We start from the raw sequence: 1,413 nt of genomic DNA on the forward strand, positions 1-1,413 counted from the left end.
CAAAAGCTCAAGTCCTGTGGTGTTTGAGGGCTACTAAAATTACAACTGTTATGATAGTCCTAAACTCAAAAAAGAAGTTTGTGGTGGTGATTTTAAAACTACTTTAGATCGTCATCAATTTGGTATGGACTTTCTAAAAGGTGCGATTACACCGACGGTGGAGGTTACTCTTCAGGTCGAAGCTGTTAAGAAATAGATAATCAGTATTAACTGTCTAAAATAATAAAAGCAGGCATTCATTATTTATAGAATGCCTCAGATTGTTGACAAACTTTTATAGTTGATTTTGACGTGCAGGTTTTTATGTAAAATTACAAAAAAATCAATCTATTAGAATTCATCATAAAAACCTGCACGCCGAAAGTATAACTTTACCAACAGTCTGAGACATTCATTATTTATAGAATGCCTGCTTTTTTAATAAGAATTGCACTATTAGTAAGTAGTCTACACGCTAAGAATGATAGGCGTAGTGACTAACTAGATATGACTTGAAAAAGTTATTCATCTGCCTCATTAACATCATCTGGCCAATGTTTAATATAAGCTTTGAGCATACTATTTTCAAATTGTTCAAGCTCAATTAATGCTTTAGCCATATCGTAAAATGAAATAACGCCTAGTAATGTAGGACCATCAACCACAGGGACATAACGTGCATGATGCTCTAGCATTAGACGCTGTACCTCAGTTGCCTCGGTATTCGGTGTGACGCTGACTGTATAAGTGTCCATGATACTGCGTACAGTGGAATTAAAAAAATCAGTCTTTTTCTTATTAAGATGGCGCATGATTTCTCGGAAAGTAAGCATACCGGCCAATTCACCATGTTCAATTACCACTAGTGAACCAATGTCTTGTTCGCTCATCGTTTGAATGGCGATTTCAATACTTTCATCTGGGCTAATGGTGTAAAGTACTTTACCTTTTACGCGTAAATTTCACTTACTTTTAACATGCCTAAAACTCCGACTATATGGTGTCTTTAAAATATTTCAGTTAATCAGCGTTTATTAAAACTGCCAAACAACGGTTACATTCTATCAAAATCTTTTGTCAACCAATATTATCAATTCAATAAATCTATAAAATATCGGTGATATGAACATCTTCTTTTAGTAGCAATTTGCTCATAGCGATACGAATTTTTTCATCTCCCATGGATTCAGCAATTTCTGGATTGAGTAAAAATAAATCACTGAGAGAATGTAAGTCTTTTTCTAAGCTACTTGCTAATACCCATCGCTCTGAGCGTTGACCTTGAGTATTAACAATATACCCTAGACTTATTAAGCTCTTCGAGAATGTGCAAAGTATGTGTTGCGTTACCATGCATTGTCTTGACTAAGTATTGCTGTATCTTTTTCCTGGTGGATTTTTATTTTGACTTTCTGCTAATGTTCGTAAAATTAC

General features: G+C 34.6%; 1 protein-coding gene and 1 pseudogene. Both read right to left on the reverse strand.

Features of this window, described 5'->3' with window-relative positions; all coding sequences use genetic code 11:
• Positions 1–500: 500 nt before the first annotated feature.
• A pseudogene (locus V757_RS18350) lies at positions 501–958 on the reverse strand (CBS domain-containing protein).
• Positions 959–1,083: 125 nt separating this feature from the next.
• Positions 1,084–1,332 (reverse strand): hypothetical protein, encoded by a 249-nt coding sequence (locus V757_RS18355; protein ID WP_023949916.1) that lies wholly within the window; start codon positions 1,330–1,332, stop codon positions 1,084–1,086.
• Positions 1,333–1,413: the final 81 nt, after the last annotated feature.

This window comes from Pelistega indica (assembly GCF_000506865.1).
GTDB lineage: Bacteria > Pseudomonadota > Gammaproteobacteria > Burkholderiales > Burkholderiaceae_B > Taylorella > Taylorella indica.